The sequence below is a fragment of the Cnuibacter sp. UC19_7 genome, assembly GCF_042699995.1.
GTDB lineage: Bacteria > Actinomycetota > Actinomycetes > Actinomycetales > Microbacteriaceae > Cnuibacter.
On sequence record NZ_CP170560.1, the window covers coordinates 675,604 to 696,586 of the forward strand.

The 20,983-nt window shown below is 72.1% G+C and carries 19 protein-coding genes and 1 tRNA gene; 7 read left to right on the plus strand and 13 right to left on the minus strand.

Translation table 11 applies throughout. The features are described 5' to 3' along the window. Window positions 1–86: 86 nt before the first annotated feature. Genes thrB through ACFJGV_RS03275 form a run of 7 tightly spaced genes read right to left on the minus strand, consistent with a single transcriptional unit; the run spans window position 87 to window position 8,259 of the window. A complete protein-coding gene (thrB, locus tag ACFJGV_RS03245) occupies window positions 87–1,025 on the minus strand; it encodes a homoserine kinase (protein WP_378146795.1) in 939 nt (312 codons plus the stop codon). After that, window positions 1,022–2,128, minus strand: a complete 1,107-nt coding sequence (gene thrC, locus ACFJGV_RS03250) for a threonine synthase (RefSeq protein WP_378146797.1) — start codon at window positions 2,126–2,128, stop codon at window positions 1,022–1,024. The genes thrB and thrC overlap by 4 nt, the downstream gene beginning before the upstream one ends. Continuing rightward, window positions 2,128–3,459 (minus strand): homoserine dehydrogenase, encoded by a 1,332-nt coding sequence (locus ACFJGV_RS03255; RefSeq protein ID WP_378146799.1) that lies wholly within the window; start codon window positions 3,457–3,459, stop codon window positions 2,128–2,130. Before ACFJGV_RS03255 ends, thrC begins: the two co-directional genes overlap by 1 nt. Further along, complete coding sequence (lysA, locus tag ACFJGV_RS03260; protein ID WP_378146801.1) at window positions 3,456–4,967, minus strand: diaminopimelate decarboxylase; 1,512 nt, start codon at window positions 4,965–4,967, stop codon at window positions 3,456–3,458. The genes ACFJGV_RS03255 and lysA overlap by 4 nt, the downstream gene beginning before the upstream one ends. A gap of 28 nt (window positions 4,968–4,995) precedes the next feature. Beyond that, window positions 4,996–5,745, minus strand: a complete 750-nt coding sequence (locus ACFJGV_RS03265) for a DUF2993 domain-containing protein (RefSeq protein ID WP_378146803.1) — start codon at window positions 5,743–5,745, stop codon at window positions 4,996–4,998. Window positions 5,746–5,752: 7 nt separating this feature from the next. Then, window positions 5,753–7,405, minus strand: coding sequence for an arginine--tRNA ligase (gene argS, locus ACFJGV_RS03270; RefSeq protein WP_378146805.1), 1,653 nt, complete (start codon window positions 7,403–7,405; stop codon window positions 5,753–5,755). 59 nt (window positions 7,406–7,464) lie between these two features. Further along, on the minus strand, window positions 7,465–8,259 hold the full coding sequence (locus ACFJGV_RS03275; protein WP_378146807.1) for a transglutaminase family protein: 795 nt from the start codon (window positions 8,257–8,259) through the stop codon (window positions 7,465–7,467). A 70-nt stretch (window positions 8,260–8,329) separates the two neighbouring features. Here ACFJGV_RS03275 and ACFJGV_RS03280 point away from each other — a divergent pair. Continuing rightward, window positions 8,330–8,402 (plus strand) — tRNA-Arg (locus ACFJGV_RS03280). Between the two features lie 39 nt (window positions 8,403–8,441). On the opposite strand, the gene ACFJGV_RS03285 is transcribed toward ACFJGV_RS03280, so the two are convergent. Then, window positions 8,442–10,100, minus strand: coding sequence for a RecQ family ATP-dependent DNA helicase (locus ACFJGV_RS03285; RefSeq protein ID WP_378146809.1), 1,659 nt, complete (start codon window positions 10,098–10,100; stop codon window positions 8,442–8,444). 85 nt (window positions 10,101–10,185) lie between these two features. Between ACFJGV_RS03285 and ACFJGV_RS03290 the strand changes: the two genes are divergently transcribed. Further along, a complete protein-coding gene (locus ACFJGV_RS03290; protein WP_378146810.1) occupies window positions 10,186–10,386 on the plus strand; it encodes a DUF2188 domain-containing protein in 201 nt (66 codons plus the stop codon). A gap of 28 nt (window positions 10,387–10,414) precedes the next feature. Here the strand turns inward: ACFJGV_RS03290 and ACFJGV_RS03295 are convergent, their stop codons facing one another. Both ACFJGV_RS03295 and ACFJGV_RS03300 read right to left on the minus strand, forming a co-directional pair. Then, window positions 10,415–11,707 carry a C40 family peptidase gene (locus tag ACFJGV_RS03295; protein ID WP_378146812.1) on the minus strand — a complete coding sequence of 431 codons (1,293 nt, stop codon included), beginning with the start codon at window positions 11,705–11,707 and terminating at the stop codon, window positions 10,415–10,417. Between the two features lie 222 nt (window positions 11,708–11,929). Next, on the minus strand, window positions 11,930–12,661 hold the full coding sequence (locus ACFJGV_RS03300; protein WP_378146814.1) for a gamma-glutamyl-gamma-aminobutyrate hydrolase family protein: 732 nt from the start codon (window positions 12,659–12,661) through the stop codon (window positions 11,930–11,932). A 140-nt stretch (window positions 12,662–12,801) separates the two neighbouring features. On the opposite strand from ACFJGV_RS03300, the gene ACFJGV_RS03305 reads away from it, so the two are divergent. The 5 genes from ACFJGV_RS03305 to ACFJGV_RS03325 all read left to right on the plus strand — a co-directional run bounded on the left by ACFJGV_RS03305 (window position 12,802) and on the right by ACFJGV_RS03325 (window position 18,519). Further along, the gene (locus ACFJGV_RS03305; protein WP_378146816.1) at window positions 12,802–14,958 is read left to right on the plus strand and encodes a TPM domain-containing protein; all 2,157 of its coding nucleotides are present in this window, start codon (window positions 12,802–12,804) and stop codon (window positions 14,956–14,958) included. 118 nt (window positions 14,959–15,076) lie between these two features. Beyond that, window positions 15,077–15,817, plus strand: a complete 741-nt coding sequence (locus ACFJGV_RS03310) for a PspA/IM30 family protein (protein WP_378146817.1) — start codon at window positions 15,077–15,079, stop codon at window positions 15,815–15,817. 3 nt (window positions 15,818–15,820) lie between these two features. Then, entirely contained in the window at window positions 15,821–16,645 is an 825-nt protein-coding gene (locus tag ACFJGV_RS03315; RefSeq protein ID WP_378146819.1) for an arginase family protein, read from the plus strand. A gap of 57 nt (window positions 16,646–16,702) precedes the next feature. Continuing rightward, window positions 16,703–18,145 (plus strand): dihydrolipoyl dehydrogenase family protein, encoded by a 1,443-nt coding sequence (locus ACFJGV_RS03320; protein ID WP_378146820.1) that lies wholly within the window; start codon window positions 16,703–16,705, stop codon window positions 18,143–18,145. Further along, the gene (locus tag ACFJGV_RS03325) at window positions 18,145–18,519 is read left to right on the plus strand and encodes a Fe-S oxidoreductase (protein ID WP_378146821.1); all 375 of its coding nucleotides are present in this window, start codon (window positions 18,145–18,147) and stop codon (window positions 18,517–18,519) included. The genes ACFJGV_RS03320 and ACFJGV_RS03325 overlap by 1 nt, the downstream gene beginning before the upstream one ends. On the opposite strand, the gene ACFJGV_RS03330 is transcribed toward ACFJGV_RS03325, so the two are convergent. From ACFJGV_RS03330 to ACFJGV_RS03340, 3 genes are all read right to left on the minus strand, one after another. Continuing rightward, complete coding sequence (locus ACFJGV_RS03330; protein ID WP_378146822.1) at window positions 18,506–18,892, minus strand: SIP domain-containing protein; 387 nt, start codon at window positions 18,890–18,892, stop codon at window positions 18,506–18,508. The two genes, ACFJGV_RS03325 and ACFJGV_RS03330, sit on opposite strands and share 14 nt — an antisense overlap. A gap of 63 nt (window positions 18,893–18,955) precedes the next feature. Continuing rightward, window positions 18,956–20,386, minus strand: a complete 1,431-nt coding sequence (locus ACFJGV_RS03335) for an amidase (RefSeq protein ID WP_378146823.1) — start codon at window positions 20,384–20,386, stop codon at window positions 18,956–18,958. Between the two features lie 7 nt (window positions 20,387–20,393). Continuing rightward, a complete protein-coding gene (locus ACFJGV_RS03340; protein WP_378146824.1) occupies window positions 20,394–20,972 on the minus strand; it encodes a GNAT family N-acetyltransferase in 579 nt (192 codons plus the stop codon). Window positions 20,973–20,983: the final 11 nt, after the last annotated feature.

A 20,983-nucleotide genomic window follows, 5' to 3' on the forward strand; every position in this document is an offset into this window, starting at 1 on the left:
TCATCGACGGTAGAACACAGGCCGATGTCACAGCACGCGGCGGGAGAATGAATTGAGAGATGCGACCGGGAAGGATCGGGCTGCCGCTAGGGCTGCGTCACGTCGTCCGGATGCAGGACCACTGTAGCACCTTTGATATCGACGGCGAGGACGAGCGACTGCCAGGGTGTCGCGGCCGTCTGCTCCACCAGTTCGGTGGCGCCCTTCCGCTGGGCCGGGTCGCTGCACAGCACGAGGATGCTCGGGCCGGCGCCGCTGACGACGGCCGGGTAGCCGGCGGCGCGCAGGGCGCGGATCAGCGCATCCGTCTCGGGCATGGCGCTCGCACGGTAGCTCTGGTGGAGCTTGTCCTCGGTGGCCTCGAACAGAAGCTCAGGGCTCTGGATGAGCGAGGCGATGAGGAGAGTGGAGCGCGACACGTTGAAGATCGCGTCGGCGTGCGGCACCGACTCGGGCTGGAGGCTGCGCGCCAGCGCTGTCGACATGGTGTGGCCGGGCACGAGCACGAGCGGCGAGACGCCGCGGTGCACGTTGAGCTTCTTGTAGCGCGGCCCCTCGGGCGTCGTCCACGCGATGGTGAGCCCGCCGAAGAGGGCGGGGGCGACGTTGTCGGGGTGGCCCTCGAGCTCGGTGGCGCGGGCGAGGAGCCCGAGTCCGTCGATCTCGACGACGCCTTCGAGGAGCGCCTGGGCCGCGACCACGCCGGAGGCGATCGCGGCGCCGGACGAGCCGAGTCCGCGGCCGTGCGGGATGACGTTGCGCGCCACGAGGTCGAGTCCGGGCATCTCCTGCCCGTAGGCGGCGAACGTATGCGCGATGGAGCGCACGACGAGGTTGGTCTCGTCGGTCGGGACCTCGCCCTCGCCCACCCCGTGGACCTCGACGAAAGCGCCGGGCTCGTCGCGCACCGTCACGGTGAGCTCGTCGTAGAGCGCCAGGGCCAGGCCCAGCGTGTCGAAGCCGGGACCGAGGTTCGCCGTGGTGGCGGGGACGCGGACGGTGACCGTGCGACCGGAGGCGATCACGACGCGCTCTTCTCGAGGCCGAGCACGCTCGCGACCTCGGCGACGTCGACCGGCACGACCGTGGGGCGCACGTCCTCCCCGTCGGCGCCGCGGAGAGCCCACTGGGGGTCCTTCAGGCCATGTCCGGTCACCGTGAGCACGACCGTCGCACCGGCCGGGACGGCTCCCGCCTCGGAGCGCTCGAGCAGGCCTGCGACGCTGATCGCCGACGCCGGCTCGACGAAGATGCCGACCTCGGAGGACAGGATGCGATGCGCCTCGAGGATCTTGTCGTCGTCGATCGCGCCGAAGTAGCCGTCGGTCGACTCACGCGCCGCGAGAGCGAGCTCCCACGAGGCGGGGTTGCCGATGCGGATGGCGCTGGCGATCGTCTCCGGGTGGAGAACGGGTGCGCCGAGGACGATCGGGGCCGAGCCCGAGGCCTGGAACCCGAACATGCGGGGCAGCTTCGTCGTGACACCGCGGTCGAGCTCCTCGCGGTAGCCCCGCGAGTACGCGGTGTAGTTGCCCGCGTTGCCGACGGGGAGGAAGTGGAAGTCGGGTGCGTCCTGGAGCACCTCGACGACCTCGAACGCGGCCGTCTTCTGGCCCTCGATCCGGTCGTTGTTGACCGAGTTCACGAGGTGCACGGGGTAGCCGGTCGAGAGCTCCCGGGCGATCTCGAGGCAGTCGTCGAAGTTGCCCTGCACCTGGATGAGCGCACCGTTGTGCGCGATGGCCTGGCTGAGCTTGCCCATCGCGATCTTGCCCTCGGGCACCAGCACCGCGGCGGTGATGCCCGCGTGGGCCGCGTAGGCCGCGGCCGAGGCGGAGGTGTTGCCCGTCGAGGCGCAGATGACCGCCTTGGCGCCGTGCTCGATCGCCTTGGAGATCGCCATCGTCATGCCGCGGTCCTTGAACGACCCCGTGGGGTTCATGCCCTCGAACTTGACGTAGACCTGCGCACCCGTGCGTGCGGAGAGCGCCGGGGCCGGGATCAGCGGCGTGCCACCCTCGCCCAGCGTCACGATCGGCGTCGCGTCGGTGACGTCGAGGCGGTCTGCGTACTCACGCAGCACCCCTCGCCACTGGCGGGACGGGATGCGCTCGTTGCTCGTGGACACTAGGCGGTCTCTCCTTCGACTCTCAGGACCGACACGACCCGCTGAACGGCGTCGTGCCGCGCCACCGACTCCACGGTGGCGGCCAGCGCCGACTCCAGGGCCTCATGGGTGACGATCACCAGGGTAGCGGTGCGGGCGTCGGTCTCCTGGCCACGGGAGGTGGCCACGCTCTGCTGCACGGCCTCGACCGAGACCTCGTGGTCGCTGAACAGCGCGGCGATCTGCGACAGCACGCCGGGGCGATCCGCCACGCTCAGCGTGATCTGGTAGCGGGTGACGACGGTGCCGATCGGCAGGATCGGGAGGTTCGCCTGCGTCGACTCCCCCACCCCCGGCCCACCGGCCACGTGGCGGCGCGCCGCCGACACGAGGTCGCCGAGCACGGCGGACGCCGTCTCGACGCCACCGGCGCCCGCGCCGTAGAACATCAGGTCGCCCGCGGCCTCGGCCTGCACGAACACGGCGTTCTTCGCGTCGTGCACGGCCGCCAGCGGGTGTCGGCGATCGACGAGGGCAGGATGCACGCGCGCCGTCACTCCCTCGACCCCGGTTGTGGGATCGGTGTGGCGCTCGCAGATCGCGAGCAGCTTCACCACGAAGCCCGCCTTCTGCGCCGACTCGACCTGCGCGGCCGTGACCGTGGTGATGCCCTCGCGGTGCACCGCCTCGACCGGGAAGGAGGTGTGGAACGCGAGGCGGGCGAGGATGGCGGCCTTCTGCGCCGCGTCGTACGCCTCGATGTCGGCCGTCGGATCGGCCTCCGCGTAGCCGAGCTCGGTGGCCACGGCGAGGGCGTTCTCGAAGCTGTCGCCGTCGGTGTCCATCCGGTCGAGGATGAAGTTGGTGGTGCCGTTGACGATGCCGAGGACCCGCTCCACCCGGTCGCCGGCGAGGCTCTCGCGCAAGGGGCGGATGATCGGGATCGCGCCGCCGGCCGCGGCCTCGTAGTAGAGCTGGGCCCCGACCTGGTCGGCCGCCGTGAACAGCTCCGGGCCGTGGGTGGCCAGCAGCGCCTTGTTGCCGGTGACGACGTCCGCGCCGGACGTGATCGCGGCGAGGATGTACTGGCGCGCCGGCTCGATGCCGCCCATCAGCTCGACCACGATGTCGGCGGACTCGATCAGCCCGAGAGCATCTGTCGTGAACAGCTGACGGGGGATGTCGGCGTCGCGCGGCGCGTCGACGTCGCGCACCGCGATGCCCGCCAGCTCGATGCCCGCGCCGATGCGCTGTGCGAGCTCGTCGCGGTTCTCCAACAGGAGCCGCGCCACCTGCGAGCCCACCGAGCCCGCACCCAGCAGGGCCACGCGCAGGTTGCGGTACTCGATCATCGGTCGGTCTCCTCGGGTGGGTCGGTGAGTGGCGGGTCGGCGAGTGGCGGGCCGGTCGGGCTCGGCTCGGTCGGGCTGGACGGGCCGGCGTGGGTGGTGAACGCGAGGTCTCGAGCCAGCAGGTCGTCGATGGTCTCCCCGCGGACGATCATGGTCGACTCCCCCGCGGACACCGCCACCACGGGAGGGCGCCCCAGATGGTTGTAGTTGCTCGAGAGCGACCAGCAGTAGGCGCCGGTGGCCGGGACGGCGAGCAGGTCGCCGGGAGCGATGTCGCCGGGCAGGTACTCGGCGTCGACGACGATGTCACCGCTCTCGCAGTGCTTGCCCGCCACGCGCACCAGCGCGGGGTCGGCCGCCGACTCGCGCGACGCGATCCGTGCCGAGTACGCGGCGCCGTACAGGGCGGGCCGGGCGTTGTCGCTCATCCCGCCGTCGACGCTGACGTAGCGACGCACGTGCTCGGTGGGGCGCGCCTCGGCGCCCTCGCCTGCGACCTGCACCAGGACGTCCTTCACCGTGCCCACCGTGTAGAGCGTCACCCCGGCCGTCCCGATGATCGAGCGCCCGGGCTCGAATGCGACGACGGGGACCGGGACGTCGAGGCGCGAGCACTCGAGAGCCACGGCGTCGGCGATCGTGCGCGCGAGGTCGGCGATCGGGGTGGGATCGTCGGCGGAGGTGTAGGCGATGCCGAAGCCGCCGCCGAGGTTGAGCTCGGGCACCGGACCGCCCTGGAGCGCCGCCGCGTGCGCCTCGAGGAGCCGCGCCGCCGACTCCGCGAGCCCGCCGGAGTCGAAGATCTGCGATCCGATGTGGCAGTGGAAGCCCAGGAACGACAGGGCGGGGAACGACCGGATGCGGGTCACGTACTCCGCGGCCTGGTCGAGCCTCACGCCGAACTTCTGGTCCTCGTGCGCTGTGGCGAGGAAGTCGTGGGTGTGCGCGTGCACGCCGCTGTTGACCCGCAGCCTCACCTGCTGCACCCGGCCCAGTCGCTCGGCGGCGGCCGCGATCCGCTCGATCTCGACCCAGCTGTCGATCACGACGGCGCCGAGACCGGCCTCGACCGCGCGGTCGATCTCGGCGAGCGACTTGTTGTTGCCGTGCAGGCCGATCCTCGCCGGGTCGACGCCCGCGCGGAGGGCCACCTCGAGCTCGCCGAGCGAGCACGCGTCGATCGCCAGGCCCTCGTCGGCCATCCAGCGCGCGACCGTGCCGGTGAGGAACGCCTTCCCGGCGTAGTAGACCTTCGCCCGCGTGCCGATCGCCTCGAACGCCGATCGGAATGCGGCCAGGACCTCGCGTGCTCTGGTCCGGGCCTCGCCCTCGTCGACCACGTACAGCGGCGTGCCGTAGCGCTCGGTGAGGACGGCGGCGGAGACGCCGCCGATCACCAGGGCGCCCCGGCCGTCGCGATCGGCCGACCGCGGCCAGACGGGCGCGGGCAGCGCGTTCGGGTCGGCCGGAACCTCGAGCCAGGCAGGAGCGAGCGGGGAGGCGGTCATGACGTGGTGATCCTAGCGAAGGGTGCGGTCAGCAGGTGCCGAGGGTGGAGAGGGTCGACTCGTCGAGCACGAAGTCGTCGAGTGTGGCGACCACGGAGGCCTGACCCGGCGTCACGTCGAGGGTCTGCAGTACGACCCCCTGCGGCAGGTACTGCGCGACGCAGACGGTCACCGCCGATCCGATCAGCCGGTCGAGCAGGCCGCTCACGTCGAGGGAGTTCGATCCCTGGGTCAGCTCCGCGCCGGTGGGCTCGATCCGTACGCTCGTCCCCTGAGCCGACACCTGGCCCGTCACCGTGTAGCCCAGCTGGATGCCGAGGAACTCGCCCGTCTGGTCGTAGGAGACCGCGCCGTCGCCGAGCTTCAGCGACGCGCCCTCGGGCAGCGTCACCACCGAGTCGACCGCGCCCTGGTCGAGGGTGAAGGTCCCGGTCGCGTGCTCGACGGGCTTCGCCAGATCGGTGGGGACGCCCGTGGCGGTGACGTGCGCCGCGAAGGGCACGCCGTTCGCGACCAGCGACGGCCCGTCGAGGTCGACCTGGTCGATCCGACCGCTCACCAGCTGGGCGAGGAAGCTCCCGCCGCCGATCGTGACGTCGACGTCGCCCTCGACACCGGCCGGCAGGCGCGACTCGATCTCGTCGGACACCCGGCCCTCGGCATACGCGCGACCGGCGATGTCGGCCACGACGACCAGCACGCCGAGCACCACGACGATCCCGATCAGCCACCAGAGCCAGGTCAGGCGGCGTCGGCGCGGCAGGCTCTCCGTCGTCATCGTCGCGTCACATCCGATCGGGCGCGGAGACCCCGATGAGGTCGAGGCCGTTGCGGATGACCTGGCCCACCGCGTCGTTGAGCCACAGCCGGGTGCGGTGCACGTCGGAGATGGCCTCGTCGCCGAAGGGCAGCACGCGGCAGGCGTCGTACCAACGGTGGTAGTAGCCCGCGAGGTCTTCGAGGTAGCGCGCCACGCGGTGCGGCTCGCGCAGCTCGGCGGCGAACGCGACCATCCGCGGGTACTCCTGCAGGGCGCCGATCAGCGCGGTCTCGGTGGGATGGGTGAGCAGCTCGGGGGCGAACGCCTCGCGGGTGACGCCCGCCTCGGCGGCGTTGCGCGCCACCGACGCGGTGCGTGCGTGGGCGTACTGCACGTAGAACACCGGGTTGTCGTTGGTGCGCGAGCGCAGCTTCTCGCCGTCGAGCGAGAGCGGCGAGTCGGCCGGGTAGCGCGCGAGCCAGTAGCGCAGCGCGTCGGCGCCCAGCCACTGGAGGAGGTCGTCGAGCTCGATGATGTTGCCGGCGCGCTTCGAGAGCTTGGCGCCGTTGAGGTTCACCAGCTGCCCGATGAGCACGCTGAGGTCGTCGGGGTCGTCGCCCGCCGCCGCGGCGAGGGCCTTGAGGCGCCCGACGTAGCCGTGGTGATCGGCGCCGAGCAGGTACGTCTTCTCGGCGAAGCCGCGGTCCTTCTTGCTGAGGTAGTAGGCCGCGTCGGCGGCGAAGTACGTGACGATGCCGTTGCCGCGGGTGAGCACGCGGTCCTTGTCGTCGCCGAAGTCGGTCGTGCGCACCCAGACGGCCTCGTCGGCCTCGTACACGTGACCCTGGGCGCGGAGCCTCGCCTCGGCGTCGTCGATGGCGGTGCGCCCGGTCGCAGGGTCGGGCTCGTGCAGCGTGCGCTCCGAGAACCACACGTCGAAGTGCACGTGGAAGGCGTCGAGCGAGGCACGGATCTCGCCGAGCTGGATCTCGTAGGCGAGATCACGTGCGACGACGACCGCCTCGTCGTCGGGGAGGTCGAGGAGCGACGGGACCCGCTCGAGCACCTTCGCGGCGAGCTCCTGGATGTAGGCGCCCGGGTAGCCGCCCTCGGGGGTGGGCTCGCCCTTGGCCGCGGCGAGCACCGACCGGCCGAAGACGTCCATCTGAGAGCCCGCGTCGTTGATGTAGTACTCGCTGGTGACCTCGGCGCCGGCAGCCCTCAGGATGCGGGCGATCGAGTCGCCGAGCGCCGCCCAGCGGGTGTGGCCGATGTGGAGCGGACCGGTCGGGTTCGCCGAGACGAACTCGAGGTTCACGTGGTGGCCGGCCAGCGCCTCGCCGCGCCCGAAGCTGTGGCCCGCTTCGACGATCGCCTTCGCGATCGATCCGGCCGCCCCGGCCTCGAGCCGGACGTTGATGAACCCCGGGCCGGCGACCTCGACGGCCTCGACGCCATCGACTGCCTCGAGCTCGGCAGCGATCTCGGCGGCCAAGGCGCGCGGGTTCGTGCCCAGCGGCTTCGCCAGCTTCATGGCCACGTTGGTGGCCCAGTCCCCGTGCTCACGGCTGCGGGGACGCTCGACCGTCACATCCTCCGGCGCGAGGTCGACGCTGGCGGCCGAGGCACGCGGCGCGACGAGGGCGAAGAGGGCGGCGGAGAGCTGTTCTGGTGTCACCCGACGATCCTACCGGCCGGGGCCTGAGGCATCCTCCGCCCCGGAGCACGCGGGAGCGCTCAGCGCAGCTGCACGAGCTCGCGCACGTCGTCGGTCGGGAGCTCGTCGACGGTAGCCGTCACGGTCAGCTCCTCGAGAGTGAGGAGTCCGCCGTGATTGGTGAGGAAGGCCGTGTCGGAGGCATCGCGACCGGTGGCGATGCGCACGAGGCTCTGCCGAGGGGCGAGCGCGGTCGCGTCGACCACCTGCCAGGCTCCCTCGACGTGCGCCTCGGCGACCGCGTGGAAGTCCATCGGATCCAGTCCCGGCGCGTAGACCGAGGCCAGGCGCGCCGGGACGTCGAGCGCGCGCAGGAGCGCGACGACGAGGTGGGCGTAGTCGCGGCAGACGCCGCGACGGTCGAGCAGCGTCTGCACGGCGCCGTCGGTGGGGGCGCTGGCTCCGGGCACGTAGCTGAGCTCGGTGCCCACCCAGGATGAGACCGCGTCGAGGAGCGGACGGCCGGACAGTCCCCCGAACTCGGCGACGGCGGTGGGCAGCAGGGTGTCGGACTCGCAGTACCGGCTCGGCCGCAGGTAGCGGACGAGGTCGACCGCCTCGACCGGCGCGGGCTCCGCGCGCCCGTCGACCACCGCGCGGTAGCTCGCGGTGAGGCGCCCCGCCGGCACGTCGAACACATGCAGGCGGGTGCCGTGCTGATCGGTGATCGAACGGTGCGGGGCCTCGACGCCGTCGATCAGGTACGTGGCCGACTCGGAGATCAGCGGCACGCCCTCGGCGCAGGCCACCGACATCACGATCTCGGTGCCGCGGTCGACGGACGCGACCAGGTCTGCGGACACGGTTCTCTGCATTCGGGATCCTCCATGGACGACGGGTGGTGCACGGACGGACCCTGGGGACTGCTAATCTGGAGACACCCTGGCCCCCATAGCTCAGGGGATAGAGCGTCTGCCTCCGGAGCAGAAGGCCGTAGGTTCAAATCCTACTGGGGGCACCGTCACTCCGGCGGGTCTGTCGCCCGCGCATCGCCCGGTCATTCCGCGGTGAGCAGGCCCTTCTCCGCCACGAGCTCCCGCGAGAGCACCTTGTAGCCGACCGATTCGAAGAAGACGGTCATCCGGTCGTCCTCCACGCTCATCACGCGACCCTCGCCCCACTCGTCGTGCTCGACCCGCTCGTCGGGCCGGAAGTCGCCGGCGGCGTCCTCGTCGCCCCGCTCGTCATCGTGCTCGTAGGCAGATCCGCTGGCGCAGGTGTCGCAGTTGCCGCACGGCTTCGTGGCCGAGTCGCCGAAGTACTCCAGGAGGTACTGCCTTCGGCAGCGGAGGGTCTCCGCGAAGCCGCGCACCATCGCCAGGCGCGACTCGTCGATCCGCGTGCGGCGGTCGACCACCTCGTCGACCGCGCGGATCGCGGTCGCCTCCGCGACCTTCCGGACCAGGGCGAACCCGTCCGCGTCCTCCCTCACCAGCTCGGCTTCGACGAGGAGGTTGAGCACCCCCGTGAGCGAGCGCGCCGACACGCCGCTCGCCTTCGCGAGGTCGGTCGCCGACGTGGGGGTCTTCACCGAGAGCGCCTTCACCACGGATCGGACGCGCCCGTGGTCGGCCCGCCCTCCGGCGAAGAAACGGCGCAGCCCGAGGTCCTCCTGTCGGTAGTGCAGCGTCGCCGCGGCGGGCTCGCCGTCGCGGCCGCACCGGCCCACCTCCTGGTAGTAGGAGTCGATGGAGTCGGTGATGTCGGCGTGTACGACATACCGCACATCCGCCTTGTCGATGCCCATCCCGAACGCGCTGGTCGCCACGGCGACGTCGAGCTCGCCGTCCGAGAACCGACGGTGCACCTCCCGCCTCTCCCCCGCCTTGAGCCCGCCGTGGTAGGCCGCCGCGCGGAGCCCGCGCTCCGACAGCACCTCGGCGAGCCGTTCCGTGTCGCCTCGCGTCGCGACGTAGAGCAGCCCGGGCTGCTCGAGCCCGGCGACCTGCTCGAGGACCGCCTGCTCCTTCTCGTGATCGTGCTCGTGCCGGTGCACGTCCAGGCGGATGTTGGGCCGGTCGAACCCGCCTACGACGATCCGCGGCGACCGCATGCCGAGACGTTCGACGATCTCGTCGCGCACGGGTGCCGAGCCGGTCGCGGTCAGCGCCAGCACGCGCGGATGTCCGAGGCGCTCGATGACGGCGCCGAGCCGGAGGTAGTCGGGCCGGAAGTCGTGCCCCCAGGCCGACACGCAGTGCGCCTCGTCGATCACCACCAGGCTCGGGCGCACCTCCTCGAGGCGCTCGAGGACGTCCTCCTTCGCCAGCTGCTCCGGGGCGAGGAAGACGAACTCCGCCTGCCCCGAGGCCACGCTGTCCCAGGCCGCCCTGTTGGCCGAGGCGGACTGCGCGGAGTTGACGGCCACGGCCTCGTCGTCGTCGTGCGTGCGCTCGGTCAGATGACGGACCTGATCGGCCTGGAGCGCGATCAGCGGCGACACGACCACCGCCGGCCCGTCGAGGAGGTGCGCGGAGATCTGATAGATCGCGGACTTGCCGTACCCCGTCGCCATCACGGCGAGGAGGTCCTCACCCCCGACCACCGTCTCGATCGCCTCGGCCTGCCCGGGGCGGAGGGAGGGCCACCCGAAGACCGTCCTCGCCACCTCGGCGGCTCGTTCGCGGACGTCGGTCGAAGGAGAGGCGTCGTTCACTTTCCTGACCGTACCCCCTAGTATGTGGCGCGCGGAGGGCCACCCACCCCCACGCATCCGTTCACCGTCGAAGGGCCCGAGAGAGTTGAGCTCAGTACAGACCTACAAGAGCCACAACATGTGGTACAACCGCATGGACGGCGAGGAGGAGACCCTCTCGAGCCACGTCCTCCGCAGTCAGGCCATCGCCGAGGGCCGCACCTGGGCCAAGAGCAGACAGGCCGACCACGTGGTGAAGAGGATGGACGGCTCGATCGAGTACGTCACCCCGTTCTCTGAGCTCTGACCCGCACGGGCTCCGTCCCGCGAAGGGATCAGAGCAGCCGGACGAAGTAGTAGCTGCCCCACAGGCCACGCGCGTGCGTGACGTAGCGGCCCCAGTCCGGCGAGTGGATCACGCCGCCCTGGCCGTCGTAGATGCCGATGTGCGCGCCCGGCCAGACGACGAGGTCGCCGGCCTGAGCGGACTGCGCCGAGACGCGCACGCCCATGGCCGCCTGCGCGCTCACGGTGCGCGGCAGGTAGATGCCGAACTGCTTGTAGACGTACTGGGTGAGACCGTCGCAGCCGAAGCTGTCGTTCGGGTCGGCTCCCCAGCCGTAGGGCACCACGCCGACGAACTGCTCGGCGTACGCCACGACGGCGTCACCGCTGTACGACGGCGCGGGAGGCGTGACCACGACGGGTGCGGGCGCCGGAGCCGGTGAGGAGCCGCCCCCGCCCGACGACGAGCCGCCACCCGAGGAGGAGCCCCCGCCGCTCGAACCGCCACCCGCGGGAGGTGCCGCGGCGGCGGCGGCTGCCTGCTCTGCAGCGATCTTCCGCTGCTTCTCGGCCTCGACCCCGGCCTGGTACTCCTGCTCGGTCATCGCCGTGTCGGACTGCAGCGCGGCCAGCTGGACTGTGAGCTCCGCCTCGTGCGACTCCTGCTCGATGAGCGCGGCCTGCACGCCCTGCTGCGCGTCCACGGCCGCCTTGACCGAGGCGTCGGCGGCGGCGGCGAGGCTCGTGAGCTCGCCCTTGGCGACCTCCGCCTGCTTGCTCAGCGACGCCGCGGTGTTCTCGTCCTGCTTCGCCTTGTCGAGGATGCCCTGGCTGGCCTCCCCGAGCTTGCTCATCGCGCTCAGCTGATAGAGCAGGTCACCGCTCTGATCCCCTGAGACGACCAGCCGGCTGGTGAGGTCGTTGCCCGCGCTCCGGGCGAAGTCGGCGGCGAGGGCTGCCGCGCGCTTCGCGGACTGGTCCGCGGTGGCGGACGCCTGCGTCGCCTGGGCGGCCAGGGCGTCGGCCTTGCGCTGTCCCTCGGCGAGGGCCGCCTGGGCGGCCTGATCAGCGGTCCAGGCCGCGTCGGCCGCGGCCTGCGCCGCGGCGACCTGGTCCTGCAGACCGGCGATGAGCGACTGGATGCTGGCGACCTCCGCCGCCTTGCCGTCTGAGCTCGCCCGCGCGGCCTGGACGTCGGACCACGAGGGGTAGTCGGTCGCCGCAGCCGGGGCCGTCACCAGGAAGGACGTCGACAGGATGCCGACCCCGAGGGCGGCGGTGAGGGCGAGGACGCGGGGGCCGCGACGGCCGTGGCGCGGGTCGCGCGAGCGCAGGTCGGTCATGATCTCCGGTCCGGGTCGGCGACCGGAGAGTCACTCCAGTCACACCGCTAACATTGACAACGGAATTCACAGTAGCAACACGGCGTGTCCTTCACCAGTCCACAGGACGGATGCGCGTATCATCCGCTCACCGCACGGAGCGTCTCAGGCAGCGAAGGCTGCTCAGGACGAGGGCTCCTCAGGGAAGCGTGCGCGTCTCAGGCCGCGAGAAGCGCGGGTGTCTCAGGCCGCGAGAAGCGCGGAGCCGAGCGATCCGAGGAGCCGGTCGAGCTGCCCCGCCGCGGCGAGGGGTGCCTCCGGGTGCCACTGCACGCCGAGAGCCGGGGCGGAGACGTGCTCCACGGCCTCGATCGTGCCGTCGTCGGCGCGCGCCGACACGACGAGCCCTCGACCGAGGCGGTCCACCGCCTGGTGGTGAGCGCTGGCGGTCACGGCGGTCGTCGCGCCCAGCAGGGAGTGGAGTCGGGACCCGGCCACCACGTCGACGGCGTGCCCGGCGAACATCCGGGCCGGCTCGGCGGCCTCGGTGCGATGGCCGCTGCCGTCGGGGAGGTGCTGCACGAGGCTGCCGCCGAGGGCGACGTCGAGGATCTGGAGTCCGCGGCAGATGCCGAGCAGCGGAAGGCTGTCGCGGACGGCGCGCTCGGCGATGCCGATCTGCACCTCGTCGGCGAGCTCCACGTGGCCGCCCTCGCGCTCGTAGCCGCGCTCCGCCCCATAGAACTCCGGGGCGATGTCCTCCCCACCGAGCAGCACCACGCCCGACGCGCGGTCGATCGCGGCGCGGGCCGCCGCAGCACCCTCGTCGGCGAAGACGCGCTGCGCGGATCCGCCGCCTCGGACGACAGCCTCGACCAGGCGCTGCGCCAGAAGCTCGCTGTAGCGGTGGTAGCGACGCGAGTGCGGCCGGGCAGACGTCACCGACACCACGGCGATGCGTCGATCCGAGACCATGCCTCCATCGTCGGGTACCGAGCCGGCCGCGCGAAACGACGCCGTCACAGTCCGCAACACTCCCGGGACGCACGCCGCACGGGCGGATCCGGAGCGACATCGTGGACGCCCCGGAGGCACCCTCCCTAGTATCGAAGGCGATGCGACACTCAGCGACCGTCACGATCGCCCCCGCCCGACCGCGCCGTCGGCGCCACCGAGGGCCTCGCAGCCTCGCCCTGGCGCTCGTCGCCCTGGCCGGGCTCACCACGGCCGCGCTGCCCGCCGCGGCGTGGGCGTCCGATCCGCCCGAGCTGGCGGGCCGGTCGATCGTCGACGACGTGGGCGCACTGGGATCGCGAGAACCCGAGGTGCAGTCGGCGCTCGACGAGCTCGCCTCGCAGCATGGCATCGACCTCATCGTCGTCTACACCGACCGGTTCACGGGCGCGGCCGACCGCGAGGCCTGGGCCGACGAGGTGGCGGTGCAGAACCAGCTCGGCGTCGACGACGTGGTGCTCGCCGTCGCGACGAAGGACCGCCTCTACCAGCTGTCGGTCGATCCCGACTTCGAGCTCACCGACTCGCAGCTCGAGGAGGTGGAGACCGACGCGATCGAGCCGTTCCTCCGCGACGACGACTGGGCCGGTGCCGCCATCGGCGCCGCGACCGGCCTCGGTCAGGTGATCGCCGGCGGGTCGGTCGATCCGCAGCCCGTGCAGCCCACCGACTCCTCCCGAGGCACCGGGTTCCCCGCGTGGCTGGCGTGGACCATCGCGATCGTCGTCATCCTCGCCGGGATCGCCGTGCTGGTGATCGTGCTCGTGGCCCGCAGGCGTGCGCTCGACCGGCGGACGGCCGAGCTCGCTCCGCAGGGCCCGACGCTCGCCGAGCTCGAATCGGCCGTGGGCGCCGCGCTCATCGACCTCGACGACGCCGTCACCTCGAGCGACGAGGAGCTCGGCTTCGCCGTCGCGCAGTTCGGCGAGCAGGCCGCCGCTCCGTTCTCGGCCGCTCTGGTCCAGGTGAAGGAGCAGCTCCGACAGGCCTTCGAGATCAAGCAGCGGCTCGACGACGCGATCCCGGACAGCGATGAGGAGCGCCGCGCCTGGAGCGAGCAGATCCTCGCGATCTGCCGCGAGGCGGCCGCCACCCTCGACGCGCAGGAGGAGTCGTTCGACGCGCTGCGCGACCTCGAGAACGACCCGCAGCCCGCCATCCAGGCCGCCGAGGCGCAGCTCACCGGGCTGTCGGCGGGCGCCGCCTCGATCGCGGCCTCCGTGGCCGAGCTGGGCGGTCGATACGACGCCGCCGCGCTCACCACCGTCGCCGGCAGCGTGCAGCAGGCTCAGAGCCTGCGCGACTACGCCGAGAAGCAGCTCGCGGAGGCGCGCGCCTCGATCGCGTCGGGCGCCCCGGGCAAGGCCCTGGCCATCCGCTCCGCTCAGCAGGCGATCACCCAGATCGGACAGCTAGCGCAGGGCGTGGAGGGGCTCCGTGCGGAGCTCGATCGAGCGGGGTCGGAGCTCGGCGGCACCATCGCCGAGGCGGAGGGCGACGTCCGCGAGGCCGAGCGCCTGGCCGCCGCCCCGACGACCACCTCCCCCGACCAGCTGCGGTCACTGGCCGCAGCCCTCGGCGTCGAGATCCAGCGCGCACGCAGCCTGGGGGCTCGCAACCCCGTCGCCGCGCGACAGGCCCTCGACGCCGCGACTGCGGCGCTCGATGCCGCCCTGTCAACCGCGCGCGGCGCCGAGGAGCAGGTCACTCGCACTCTGGCGCAACGGGACCGCGCGATCGCAGCCGCGCGGAGCGACGTCTCCTCCGCCGCGAGCTACCTGCAGACGCGGCGCGGCGCGGTCGGGACCGACGCCCGAACCCGCCTGTCCGAGGCCCAGCGGCACCTCGATCAGGCACTGGCGCTCGCCTCCGCCGATCCCGGCGAGTCTCTCCGCGAGGCCACCACGGCGTCGCAGCTGGCGAACATGGCCATCAGCTCCGTGCAGCAGGACCTCGCCGCCGCGCAGCAGTCCTACTACCAGGGCACGCCGGCGTCCGGCGGCGGCGATGACTTCAGCGGCGCCTTCCTCGGCGGGCTGCTCGGGAGCCTGTTCGGCGACGGAGGCGGCTCGCCGTATCGCACCGGATGGTCGTCGGGTCGCTCCCGCAGCGGATCCGGCGGCGGCTGGGGCGGCTTCGGCGGCTCGAGCGGGCGCAGTTCCTTCGGCGGCAGCCGGCGAGGCGGGGGCGGCAGCTTCGGCGGTCGTTCCGGCGGCGGCTCTCGCGGAGGGCGCCGCGGAGGTGGCGGGCGCTTCTGACCCGCCCTGCCGCCGGGCGCCCATCCGTGCCACCATGAGGCGCAGGACGCCCGCCGCGGGATCGACCATCAGACCACAGGACCACGACGTCCAGACCTGAGTGAAGGGAACACACACCATGGCCAAGCAGTCCATCTTCGGGCGGATCGCCCAGCTCGCGAAGGCGAACATCAATGCGCTCATCGACCAGGCCGAGGATCCGCAGCTGATGCTTGACCAGCTGGTGCGCGACTACACCTCGAACATCGCGGATGCGGAGAGCGCGATCGCTCAGACCATCGGCAACCTCCGCCTCCTCGAGGAGGACCACCGCGAGGACGTCGCCGCCGCCGAGGACTGGGGCCGCAAGGCCCTCGCGGCGAGCAACAAGGCCGACGAGTTCCGCGCCGCCGGCAACACGACCGACGCCGACAAGTTCGACGCGCTCGCCAAGGTCGCGCTCCAGCGCCAGCTGCAGAGCGAGAACGAGGCGAAGAGCGCCGAGCCGAGCATCGCGCAGCAGACCGAGTCGGTCGAGAAGCTGAAGTCGGGCCTGAACGCGATGAAGGAGAAGCTGAACCAGTTGGTCGCCAAGCGCGACAGCCTCGTCGCCCGCGCCAAGACGGCCGAGGCGCAGGGCAAGGTGCAGGACGCGCTGAAGAACATCAACGTCCTCGACCCGACCAGCGACCTGTCCCGCTTTGAGGACCGCATCCGTCGCGAGGAGGCGCGTGTGCGCGGCCAGGAGGAGCTCAACAACTCCAGCCTCGACGCGCAGTTCGAGAGCCTCCAGGACCTCGGCGAGCTCACCGAGGTCGACGCCCGGCTCGCCGAGCTCAAGGCGAAGAGCGCCTCCAGAGCGGTGACGAGCGGCGAGTAGGCCGTGGCCGCCTCCTTCGTCATCGTCCCCCAGTGGCAGGGTTCCGGATCGGCGCGCGCCATGCGTCTCATCGACGGCGCGCAGGCGATCCGGGGCGACCTGCCCTCGTCGGCGACGATCGACGTCGACGTGCCTCCTGGTGCGGGCGAGAGCCTCGAGTCGGGGGTGCACCGTCTGACGAGTGTCGCGACGGTGGCGGAACGGCTGGCTGAGACGCTCGCCTCCGCGCCGGGGCTCCCGGTCGTGATCGGCGGCGACTGCGGCGTCGAGCTCGCCGCCGTGCGTCACGCCGCCCGGGCGTCAGCCGAGCCGATGGCGCTCGTCTGGTTCGACGCCCACGCCGACGCGAACACCCCGGCGTCGAGCCCGAGCGGCGCGTTCCACGGCATGGTCGTGCGGACACTCCTCGGCGACGGCAGCGAGAGACTGGTCGACGGCGCCGCGCTGGCACCGGAGGCCCTCGTGCTCGCCGGCACGAGGGCCCTCGACGACGCGGAGGCCGACTTCATCGAGTCGACGGGCATCCGGATGGTGGAGCCCCAGCCGGGATTCGCCGCGGCCGTGGTCGAGGCGGTCCGCGGGACGGGCGCCCCCCGGGTCTACGTCCACGTCGACCTCGACGTGCTCGACCCCGCCGAGATCGAGGGGGTGCAGTTCCCCGAGCCGTTCGGGCTGAGCGTCGCCGATCTGACGGAGGCGATCAGGGGCGTCCGGGGTGCGGCGCAGCTGGTGGGTGCCGGCATCACGGAGTTCGCCCCGGCCGATCCCGCCTCTGCCGTGGACGACCTGCCCGCCATCCTCCGGATCGTGTCGGCGCTGGTGAGCTGAGGAATACGCTGGGAGAGCCGTCGGCCGCGAGGCACGACGTCGGAACAGGAGGACAGGGTGCAGGAGTTCGACGTCGTGGTGATCGGCGCCGGTGCGGTGGGCGAGAACGTGGCCGACCGCGCGGCACAGGGGGGACTCTCGGTCGCCCTCGTCGAGGCCGAGCTGGTGGGCGGTGAGTGCTCCTACTGGGCGTGCATGCCGTCGAAGGCCCTGCTCAGGAGCGCGACCGTGCTCCGCGAGGCGCAGCATCTGCCCGGAGCGGCCGAGGCCGTCACCGGCGAGCTCGACGTCGCGGCGGTCTTCGCACGCCGCAACTCCTTCACCAGCGACTGGAACGACTCCGGTCAGGTCGAGTGGGTCCAGGGCGCGGGCATCGACCTGATCCGCGGGCACGCCGTGTTCACCGGCGTCAAGGAGCTCCTCGTCACCGCCTCCGACGGCACGACCACCCCGGTGCGCGCCCGTCACGCGATCGCGATCTCGACCGGCTCGGCGGCGCTGCTGCCGGACGTCCCCGGCCTGTCCGAGGCCTCCCCGTGGACCAGCCGCGACGCCACCAGCGCGAAGGAGGCCCCGAAGCGGCTCCTCGTCGTCGGCGGCGGCACGGTCGGCGTGGAGATGGCGACGGCCTACGCCGGCTTCGGCACCGCCGTCACGCTGCTGTCGCGCGGCGCCCTGCTGGCCAACCAGGAGCCTTTCGCGGGCGACCTCGTCACCGCCTCGCTCCGCGATCTCGGTGTCGACGTCCGCACGGGTGTCTCGGCCGAGCGGATCGAGCGGGGCGACGACGGCGTCGTCCGCGCGACCCTCCCCGGCGGAGAGGTGGTGGAGGCCGACGAGGTGCTCATCGCCATCGGCCGCACCCCCCGCACGGGCGACCTCGGCCTCGAGACCATCGGTCTCGAGCCGGGAGCCTGGCTCGATGTCGACGACACCATGCTCGTGAAGGGTCCGGATGGCTCAGCGCTCGAGGGCGAATGGCTCTACGCGACAGGCGACGTGAACCACCGCGCCCTGCTCACCCACCAGGGCAAGTATCAGGCACGGGCCGCCGGCGACGCGATCGCGGCTCGCGCGAAGGGCCTCACGATCGACGATGCCCCCTGGGGTCGCCATGTGGCGACCGCCGACCATGCGAGCGTCCCGCAGGTCACCTTCACCGACCCCGAGGTCGCCTCGGTCGGCCTCACCGCGGCCGCGGCCGAGAAGGCCGGGCACCGGGTCCGCGTCGTGGACTACGAGATCGGCAGCGTCGCGGGCGCGTCCGTCCACCTCGACGGCTACAAGGGCACCGCGCGGATGGTCGTCGACGAGGATCGCGACGTGCTGCTCGGCGCCACCTTCGTCGGCCCCGACGTCGCCGACCTGCTCCACTCCGCCACAGTCGCCCTCGTCGGCGAGGTGCCGCTGAAGCGCCTCTGGCACGCCGTGCCCTCCTACCCCACCATCAGCGAGGTCTGGCTCCGGCTCCTCGAGACCTACGGCCGGGACTCCGCGTGATGGAGCGCCTGCGTTCGATCCTGTTCGCGCCGGCCGTCGTCAAGGCCGGATATCTCTACGCCACGGGGGTCGCGCTCGTCTGGGGTGCGCTCCTCAGCACCGGCAGGGTGCGACGCGTCGACGGGCTCTTCGTCTGCACGGGACTGCCGAGGTGGGCGTTCCGCCGCGGCGGCACCTGCGTCGGGGGCGTCTACCTCACCGACCGCAACGATTCCGCGGCGGTGCTCCGGCACGAGGGCGTGCACCGCCGGCAGTGGCAGGCGTACGGGATGATGTTCCCGCTGATGTACGCGCTGGCCGGGCAGGATCCGCTGCACAACCACTTCGAGATCGAGGCCGGTCTCGAGGACGGCGGCTACGTCAGACGGCGCTGACCTCACGGTAGGTGTCGCCGGCGAACCAGACGCGGATCGCGTCGTCGTCGTCATGCTCCGAGTCGGTGCTCATCTCGCCGACCCAGGCGCGCACCGCGCGTCGGAGGGCCTGCCCGCGCTCACAGGGCAGGCAGGTTCCCGGCTCGCCGCTGCGGGTGTCGCGCGTGAGCCAGGTGACGACCATCCGGCTCGGGGCGGCCAGAGGCAGGATGTCGGACGCGCTCGGCACCTCGACGAACACCTGTCCGCGCGCCTTCTCGGGCAGGAGCGCCAGGGTGCCGCGCAGCTCGTCGAGGGTGGCCTCGGTGCCCGCGAGGAGGACGCGGCCGCCGAGGGTGGCGAGCTGGAGTGCGTCGGAGGAGATCACGTACATGGCCCGATCAGTATAGGCATACCTAACTTAGGGTTGCCACACCTCACGACGATGGTCAGGCGATCACCAGACCGGCGGCCGCCGGGGGGTCCAGTCGAGACGTCGCTCGAGCTGGCGCCCGATCGCGAGCAGGGTGGCCTCTCCCCCGGGCCTGCCGATGAGCTGCGCGCCCATGGGCAGCCCGTCGTCGGTCCAGTGCACGGGCAGCGTGATGGCAGGCAGGCCGCTGGCGTTCACGAACGACGTGAACGGCGTGTACTGGACCTGCTGGGCGAAGTTGTGCTCGCCGTCCTCCTGGTCGTACCAGCCGAGGGGTCTCGGGGTCATGGCGAGCGTCGGCGTGAGGATCGCGTCGTACGCCGAGAACTGTCGGATCACCGACGCCTCGAACTCGGACAGGCTGGCGATCGCCCACACCAGCGAGCTCGCCGGGAGCTCGCGGCCGCGCAGCACCAGCCAGCGGGTGAGCGGCTCGAGGAGATCGAGCTCCTCCTCCGTCGTGGCGGGGATGAGCGACGCCCCGGCCTGCCAGATCACACGGAACGCGGCGGAGTAGTCGGGGGACGGCTCCAGCGAGAGGTCTTCGAGCCCGTGACCCAGCGCATCCAGGGCCGTCACCGCGACATCGAGGGCCGCCGTCGCCTCGGGATCGACGGCGATGTCGTAGTCGTGCCGCCACGGCGAGTCGGTGAGCACGCCGATCTGGTAGCGCCCCTCCCCGCGCACGGCGGCGCCGAGGAACAGGCCGTCGTCGGGCGCGGGGGCGCGCAGGGTGTGATCGAAGCGGATGCGGTCGCCGTCCTTCGCGATGATGCCGTCGAGCAGGAAGGCGGCGTCCTCGACCGTGCGCCCGATCGTCCCCGCGACGGGGAGTCCGGCGGGCGCGCCGAGACCCGAGCCGGCGGGCACGAGCCCACGTGAGGGCTTGAGGCCGACCAGACCGCAGGCAGCGGCGGGGATGCGGATCGATCCGCCGCCGTCGCTGCCGGTCGCGAACGGCAGCAGGCCCGCCGCGACCGCGGCCGCCGCTCCCCCGCTGGAACCGCCCGCTCCGCGCGTGGTGTCCCACGGCGTCCGGGTCGGCGGCGCGACCCTCGACTCGGTGTAGCTCGGCATCCCGAACTCGGGGGTCGTGGTCTTGCCGAGGCTGACCGCCCCGGCCTCGTCGAGCTGGACGGCCAGGGCGTCGGACTCCTCGGGCACGAAGTGCTCGAAGAGCCGCGACCCGAAGGTGGTGCGCACCCCCGCCGTGCGCACGAGATCCTTGTCGGCGTGCGGCAGCCCCCAGAGCGGCGCGGTGCGCGGCACCGACGACTCGACCTCCTCGGCGCGCCGCCGGGCGCGCTCGGGGGTCACCGTGACGAACGCACCCACGGCGTCGCCGTGGGCGTCGATCCGCTCGAGGTAGTGGTCGGTGAGCTCTCGGACGCCCACCTCGCCGCGCTGCAGCAGCCGCCACTGCTCCAGCGCCGTCAGCTCGTGGAGTTCCGTCATCGCATCCTCACTTGATCGACTTCTGCAGCAGCACCGTCCCCAGCCAGTGGCCGAACTTGAAGCCGACCCGGCCGAGCCGGCCGACCTCCTTGAACCCGAACCGCTGGTGCAGCCGGAGTGAGCCCTCGGCTCCCTGGTCGGCGATGACCGCCAGCATCTCCTTGATGCCCGCGGCCTTGGAGCGCACGATGAGCTCGCCGAGGAGCGCGCTGCCGAGCCCCTTTCCCGTCGCGGCGGGGCCCAGGTAGATCGAGATCTCGACGGTCCGGCGGTACGCGGCCTTCTGCCGCCAGGGCGAGACGTACGCGAACCCGAGCAGGGTGCCGATCGGCGAGACGGCGACGAGGAACGGGTAGTTGAGCTTCTGCGTCCAGGCGAACTTGCTGCGCCACTCCCGCAGGGTCATCGCATCCTCGTCGAGGGTGACCACGGTGTTGGCGACGTAGTGGTTGTAGATCTCGCGGATGTACGGCAGATCGGCCGCCGTGGCGTCGCGGAGCGAGTACTCGAAGCCGCGCTCCGGCTCCTCGCGCTTCCTCAGCGCCGCGGGCAGCCGTCGTCGTGGCTGGTACTCCTCCTCAAGCATCACCCCAGCCT

Coding starts and splice junctions, on each gene's coding strand:
- ACFJGV_RS03295 (WP_378146812.1), bottom strand. CDS start 11,707: ATGACCGACCTGCGCTCGCGCGACCCGCGCCACGGCCGTCGCGGCCCC.
- ACFJGV_RS03255 (WP_378146799.1), bottom strand. CDS start 3,459: ATGATCGAGTACCGCAACCTGCGCGTGGCCCTGCTGGGTGCGGGCTCG.
- ACFJGV_RS03300 (WP_378146814.1), bottom strand. CDS start 12,661: ATGGTCTCGGATCGACGCATCGCCGTGGTGTCGGTGACGTCTGCCCGG.
- ACFJGV_RS03265 (WP_378146803.1), bottom strand. CDS start 5,745: ATGACGACGGAGAGCCTGCCGCGCCGACGCCGCCTGACCTGGCTCTGG.
- ACFJGV_RS03305 (WP_378146816.1), top strand. CDS start 12,802: ATGCGACACTCAGCGACCGTCACGATCGCCCCCGCCCGACCGCGCCGT.
- ACFJGV_RS03310 (WP_378146817.1), top strand. CDS start 15,077: ATGGCCAAGCAGTCCATCTTCGGGCGGATCGCCCAGCTCGCGAAGGCG.
- ACFJGV_RS03325 (WP_378146821.1), top strand. CDS start 18,145: ATGGAGCGCCTGCGTTCGATCCTGTTCGCGCCGGCCGTCGTCAAGGCC.
- ACFJGV_RS03340 (WP_378146824.1), bottom strand. CDS start 20,972: ATGCTTGAGGAGGAGTACCAGCCACGACGACGGCTGCCCGCGGCGCTG.
- lysA (WP_378146801.1), bottom strand. CDS start 4,967: ATGACCGCCTCCCCGCTCGCTCCTGCCTGGCTCGAGGTTCCGGCCGAC.
- ACFJGV_RS03330 (WP_378146822.1), bottom strand. CDS start 18,892: ATGTACGTGATCTCCTCCGACGCACTCCAGCTCGCCACCCTCGGCGGC.
- ACFJGV_RS03275 (WP_378146807.1), bottom strand. CDS start 8,259: ATGCAGAGAACCGTGTCCGCAGACCTGGTCGCGTCCGTCGACCGCGGC.
- ACFJGV_RS03335 (WP_378146823.1), bottom strand. CDS start 20,386: ATGACGGAACTCCACGAGCTGACGGCGCTGGAGCAGTGGCGGCTGCTG.